Here is a 5,390-nt window from a genome sequence, read left to right as displayed (position 1 = left end):
GGGGTAAGCCCCGGGCGAGATATTGCAGTGAGTCTCCCTTTCGCAAATCTCGATTGCGCACTTCATTGAGACTGGAGAGAGCATGCCGTGCGGCACCCCTCTCCCTAACCCTCCCCCGCAAGGGGGGGAGGGAACCCAACCGCCGGTGCCGTCCTTACGACGGCAGTGCCGACGCTGTCGGCAGCGGGGTTGGAGCAGCAACACGTGCTCGCGTAGGATGGGTAGAGCGAAGCGAAACCCATCAACTCGTGTCCGCGGCTAGAACGATGGGTATCGCTTCGCTCCACCCATCGTACGGATCTGCCGTTGCCGCCCCTAGCTCTTCTGCGTGTAGAGCAGCGGCACCGCGGAATCGACCGTCACCTCGATCAGGCTCGTGTCCTGATGCGAGAGGGCGCGCTGGTAGGCGCCGGGAAGCTCGGCCGATTTCGTCACCCGCACTGCGTCGCAGCCCATGCCTTCGGCCAGCTTGACGAAATCGATGCCGGGCAAATCGAGGCCGGGCACGTTGCGTACCTGCATCACCTGGCTGAACGAACGCATCGCGCCATAGCCGGAATTGTTCATCACGACGACCGTCAGCGGCAGCTTGCGCTGCGCAGCGGTCCACAGCGCCTGGATCGAATACATCGCCGAGCCGTCGCCGATCAGGCAGACCGTGCGCCCTGTGCTGCGGCCGAGCGCCATGCCGACCGCGGCCGGCAGGCTGTAACCGAGGCCGCCGCTCGCCATGGTGTAGAAGCTGTCCTGGCCGCGCATCGGCATCGCCTTCTGCATCAGCGGACGATGCGACGGCACTTCCTCGACCAGCGCATCATGCGGGCCCATCGCGGCCGAGAGGGCGTGCAGCGCGTATTCGGCGGGGATCGGGTCGCCGGCCGCGGGCGCGGGCGGCAGGATGCGGCCCGCGGGTGCGGTGCGTCTGGTCTCGGGCAGCAGCTCGAGCAGCGCCGACAGCGCCGGCTTCATCGTCGCGATGATGCTGTGGCCGGTTGGCGTCATCGCGGCGGCATCGGGATCGTCGGTGATCTGGAAGATCGGGGCCGAGCCGTCGAAGATTGCGGCATGGCCCTCGACATGGAAGGTGAAGACCGGCGCGCCGACCACGACGATGAGATCGTGCTCTCGCAGCGCATCGGAGAGCTGGCCCGGCGCGGCATGCAGGAAGCCGGCGAATTGCGGATGCCGCTCGGGGAACGAGCAGCGCGCCGAGAACGGGCTGGCCCAGACCGCAGCCCTGGTCTTCTCGGCGACCTCAACCATGAGATCGACTGCCTCGGCACGATCGACGGCGGGGCCGACGATGAGGGCAGGGTGTTTGGCCTCGCCGAGCGCGGCCGCCAGCGCTCGCATCGCGGCCGCATCAGGGCCGATTTCGCGGCTGACCTGGCGCGCATCGAGCGGCTGCGTCGCATGCGCCCAGTCGTCGATCGGCACCGAGACGAAGGTCGGCCCGCAGGGCGGCTGCATCGCGACATAATAAGCCCGCGCGATCGCGGCCGGCACGTCCTCGGCGCGCGCCGGCTCGACCGCAAATTTCACGTAAGGCCGCGGAAATTCCGAGGCGCGCTCGGCATAGAGGAAGGCCTGCAGCGGCATGATCGAGCGCGCTTGCTGGCCCGCGGTGATCACCATCGGGGTCTGGTTGCGATAGGCGTTGTAGATGTTGCCGAGCGCGTTGCCGACGCCGGCCGCCGAATGCAGGTTGACGAAGGCGGCGTTGCGCGTCGCCAGCGCATAACCGTCGGCCATGCCGACGACGGAGGCTTCCTGCAGGCCGAGCACGTAATCGATGTCCTCGGGCCAGTCGCTCAGGAACGGCAGTTCGGTTGAGCCGGGATTGCCGAACACCTTCTTGATGCCCCACGCGCGCAGCAGGCCGAAGGTGGCGTCCTTGACGGTGACGGTCTTGCCTTTGCTGGCGGCGGGTTTGCGCGACGACATCGGGCGGCTCCCATTTCTGTCTTGTTTGGTTCCGTCATTGCGCGCGGCAAAAGCGGAGAGGCAATCCACCTGTCGATGGATTGCCCGGCGATGTCAAGCCGCCGTGCCCATGGTTGCCGCGGCAACGGCCGAGAAGCCGCTCGGGCGGTTATTCCACGTCGTCCTGAGGTGCGAGCGCAGCGAGCCTCGAAGGATGCGTGGCCATTGACCGGGCCGTTCATCCTTCGAGACGCGCTATGCGCGCTCCTCAGGATGACGGATGACCTTTCGCTGCACTCCCTAATTGGCCTTCTGCAAGGCCGCCGCCTGCTTGGCGAGCTGCTTGTCGAAATCCTGCTCGAGCCCGGCCACATAGGTGGCGTTCTCGCCTGATTTGACGAACGGGTTCGGCGCGCCGTCCTTCATTTCGGCGCGCTTGGCCTGCATGTCGTAGACCTCCGGATGCGGCCCGAGCAGCACGTCGACCTTCATCGCCTTGACCTTGGCGAAGGTCGCGCGGTAGTCGTCGATGATGCCGGCATAGGTCGGACGGCCGACCAGCCGGTTCAGCGCCACCGTTCCGCTGCAGAAAAAAAGTACGTTGCGTGGCTGGCTGCCGTCCTTGACCGTCATCTCCCAGCTGGGGCAGCCGGGCGAATGGCCGGGGGTCGTGTGCGCGGTCAGCGTCACGTCGCCGAGCGTGACCTTGTCGCCTTCCTTGACGGTGCGGTCGACCTTGACGGGCGTAAAGGCGAGATCGGCGTTGCTCTCGTCGCCCGGATAATAGCCGCCCTCGAGCAGCGGCTTGTCGCGCTCGCCGGCGATCATCTGCGCGCCGGTCTCCTGCTTGATCTCGGCAAAGCCGCCGGTGTGGTCGAGATGGGCGTGGGTGTTGAGGATGATCTTGATGTCGCCTTCCTTGAAGCCCAGCTTGGCGATGTTGTCCTTAATCATGCCGGTCGACTGCTGCATCGCCGTGTCCATCAGGATCAGCCCTTGCGACGTCTTGATGATGTAGACGGCGATGCCGTCCGTGCCCACGTAGTAGATATTGTCGACCAGATCGAATGGTTCGAACGGCGCGGTCCATTTCTTCATGACGACGGCCATGAAATCCTTCAGCGTCTCTGCTTGCGCACCGGTTGCGATCAGCGCGAGCGCGCACAGCGCGGCTGCGATCGTCCTCATGGTTGCCTCCCTGCTTGTTGTTGTTCGTGCACGGTCCGCACTATGCGTGCTGGCAATGCTGGCCGCAAGCGGCGGAAGGCGAGCCGCCGGGCAGGCGGCCGTCCGTCCGGCGCATTCCTGTTCTGCGTTCAGCTCGCGTATTGCGCGATGCCGTGGCCGAACGACCAGTTCTCCTTGACGACCTCGACGAGGTTGATCACGACATCATCCGGCCGTCCCTGCAACTGGCTCTGATAATCGTCCACGATCCGCTTGTAGAACGCCTTCTTCATCTCGACCGTGCGCCCGGCGTTCATGGTGATCTGGATGAAGATGAGATCGTCGCTATAGGTGTTGCCCATATAGTTGTCGGCGTAGTTCAGGTCGCCGCGGTCATGCTCGGTGATGACCTGAAACTTGTCGTTCTCGGGCACGTTGATCACCTCGCGCATCGCCTTGTAGACGATCTCACCCAGCGTCTTGCGATATTCGGCGGACTTGCCGCGCTTCAGGTCGATACGAACGAATGGCATGGTGGTCTCCTGTGTTGTGCGGGGCGCGCCCCGCGTGATCGAGATGTTTCGGCAGTGTGACGGCGATCGGCGGCCCGAATGGATCAGCGGCTCGCCTTGAAGGCGTCCCATCGTGCGTCGCGCTCTTTTTGATATTTGGCTGTCCGTTCTCCGACCATGTCTTCGCGACGGACCGGCTTGCCGCAGGATTCGCAGACGGGGCCTAGTCCTGCCGGCTTGCCACAGGTGAGGTGCGTGTAGTTCATGGCGCGGCCCTCCCGCGGCGACTTGCACCAGGCCTCGCCCCAGGCGCGCAGCGCCATCAGCACCGGAAAGAACGCCTCGCCCTTCTCGGTGAGGTGATATTCGTGGCGCAGCGGACGCTTGTTGTAGACCCGCCGCGTCAGCAGCCCGTCCGCCTCCAGCTTCTTCAGCCGCGCCGTGATCATTTGCGGCGTGCCCCCGGTCTGCGCCTGGATCTCCTCGAACCGATGATTTCGCGCGAACAGTTCACGCAGAACCAGTACGGTCCAGCGGTCGCCCACGACGGTTTCGGCGCGGGCGACAGGACAGAGCGTTTGGTCAGCCATGTTGTCCTTCATTTTCATTATCACGTTTTCTTCATCGGGCTTGTTACTATGGTTTTCATAGTAATATGGCGTATCGCCGCCGCGAATGCAATGGGGCCCTCCGGCCCAACCGATCAGCGCAAAGGGAGCGAGCCATGACCACGGAAAGCAAAGGCCAAGCAGCAGCGTCAGTCGATCTGAAGCTCGAGGTCGTCGTCATTCCCGTTTCGGACGTCGACCGGGCCAAGCGCTTCTACCAGGATCTCGGCTGGCGGCTTGATGCCGACTTCGTCAGGCCCGACGGCTCACGCGCGGTTCAGCTGACGCCTCCGGGTTCGCCGACCTCGATCCATCTCGGTTCGGGACCCGCGTTGCCGCGCTTCCTGATCGTCAACGATATCGAGGCGGCGCGCGCCGAGCTGATCGCGCGAGGCGCCGATGTCAGCGAGGTGTTTCACCGCGGTCCGGAAGGTCGCATTAAGGGACCGGATCCGGAGCGGCCGAGCTATGGCGCGCTCGCCACCTTCAACGATCCCGACGGCAATGTCTGGCTGCTGCAGCAGGTGACGCAGCGCCTGCCCGGGCGCGTCGACGGCAACAGCACGAACTTCTCCTCATCGGCGGATCTTGCGGCGGCGCTGCGCCGCGCAGCCATCGCCCATGGCGAGCACGAGAAGCGGACCGGCGGGCACGATGCGAACTGGCCCGATTGGTACGCCGAATACATCGTCCGAGAGCAGGCCGGCAAGCCGCTGCCGGAGTGAACGAGCTGCGTCATTGCAGCAAATCCAACCGGCCGCCTGATGGCCAAGGAGCGATCGATGTCCGAGATCATCTATCCACGCGAGCGAACCGCGCTGCTTCTCGTCGACCCCTACAATGATTTCCTGTCCGAGGGCGGCAAGGTGTTTCCGCGCATCAAGCCGATCGCCGACGAGGTCGGGCTGCTCGACAACCTTCGCCAGCTCGATCGTGCGATCCGGGCCGCCGGCATTCAAGTGGTCATCGTTCCGCACCGTCGCTGGGAGCCGGGTGACTATGAGGGCTGGGATCATCCCAATCCGAGCCAGCGCTTGATCATGCAGCGCCACAGTTTTGCGCGCGGCGAGTGGGGCGGGGAGTGGCATCCGGATTTCGCGCCCAAGCCCGGCGATCTGATCGCCGCGGAGCACTGGGGGCAGAGCGGCTTCGCCAACACCAATCTCGACTTCCTGCTGAA

At 64.7% G+C, this 5,390-nt stretch carries 6 protein-coding genes; 2 read left to right on the top strand and 4 right to left on the bottom strand.

Annotation, left to right across the window (positions count from 1 at the left end; all coding sequences use genetic code 11):
- Positions 1 to 315 precede the first annotated feature (315 nt).
- From mdlC to FNJ47_RS44390, 4 genes are all read right to left on the bottom strand, one after another.
- The gene (gene mdlC, locus FNJ47_RS44405) at positions 316 to 1,944 is read right to left on the bottom strand and encodes a benzoylformate decarboxylase (RefSeq protein WP_163162882.1); all 1,629 of its coding nucleotides are present in this window, start codon (positions 1,942 to 1,944) and stop codon (positions 316 to 318) included.
- 279 nt (positions 1,945 to 2,223) lie between these two features.
- Positions 2,224 to 3,111: a BJP family subclass B3 metallo-beta-lactamase gene (gene blaBJP / locus FNJ47_RS44400; protein ID WP_163162879.1), complete on the bottom strand. Its 888-nt coding sequence runs from the start codon at positions 3,109 to 3,111 to the stop codon at positions 2,224 to 2,226.
- A 128-nt stretch (positions 3,112 to 3,239) separates the two neighbouring features.
- Complete coding sequence (locus FNJ47_RS44395; RefSeq protein ID WP_163162877.1) at positions 3,240 to 3,623, bottom strand: tautomerase family protein; 384 nt, start codon at positions 3,621 to 3,623, stop codon at positions 3,240 to 3,242.
- A gap of 83 nt (positions 3,624 to 3,706) precedes the next feature.
- Positions 3,707 to 4,192 carry a winged helix-turn-helix transcriptional regulator gene (locus FNJ47_RS44390; protein ID WP_229194805.1) on the bottom strand — a complete coding sequence of 162 codons (486 nt, stop codon included), beginning with the start codon at positions 4,190 to 4,192 and terminating at the stop codon, positions 3,707 to 3,709.
- Between the two features lie 134 nt (positions 4,193 to 4,326).
- Here FNJ47_RS44390 and FNJ47_RS44385 point away from each other — a divergent pair, with 134 nt between their 5' ends.
- Complete coding sequence (locus FNJ47_RS44385) at positions 4,327 to 4,935, top strand: VOC family protein (RefSeq protein WP_163162873.1); 609 nt, start codon at positions 4,327 to 4,329, stop codon at positions 4,933 to 4,935.
- A 57-nt stretch (positions 4,936 to 4,992) separates the two neighbouring features.
- Positions 4,993 to 5,390, top strand: a 398-nt coding sequence (locus FNJ47_RS44380) for an isochorismatase family protein (RefSeq protein WP_163162871.1), incomplete at its 3' end; no start/stop codon positions are given.

The sequence above is a fragment of the Bradyrhizobium uaiense genome, assembly GCF_010811875.1.
Taxonomy (GTDB): domain Bacteria; phylum Pseudomonadota; class Alphaproteobacteria; order Rhizobiales; family Xanthobacteraceae; genus Bradyrhizobium; species Bradyrhizobium uaiense.
Note: the sequence above shows the minus strand (reverse complement) of the source record. Positions and strands in the feature narration are given on the sequence as shown.

Coding starts and splice junctions, on each gene's coding strand:
- blaBJP (WP_163162879.1), bottom strand. CDS start 3,111: ATGAGGACGATCGCAGCCGCGCTGTGCGCGCTCGCGCTGATCGCAACC.
- FNJ47_RS44385 (WP_163162873.1), top strand. CDS start 4,327: ATGACCACGGAAAGCAAAGGCCAAGCAGCAGCGTCAGTCGATCTGAAG.
- FNJ47_RS44395 (WP_163162877.1), bottom strand. CDS start 3,623: ATGCCATTCGTTCGTATCGACCTGAAGCGCGGCAAGTCCGCCGAATAT.
- FNJ47_RS44390 (WP_229194805.1), bottom strand. CDS start 4,192: ATGGCTGACCAAACGCTCTGTCCTGTCGCCCGCGCCGAAACCGTCGTG.
- mdlC (WP_163162882.1), bottom strand. CDS start 1,944: ATGTCGTCGCGCAAACCCGCCGCCAGCAAAGGCAAGACCGTCACCGTC.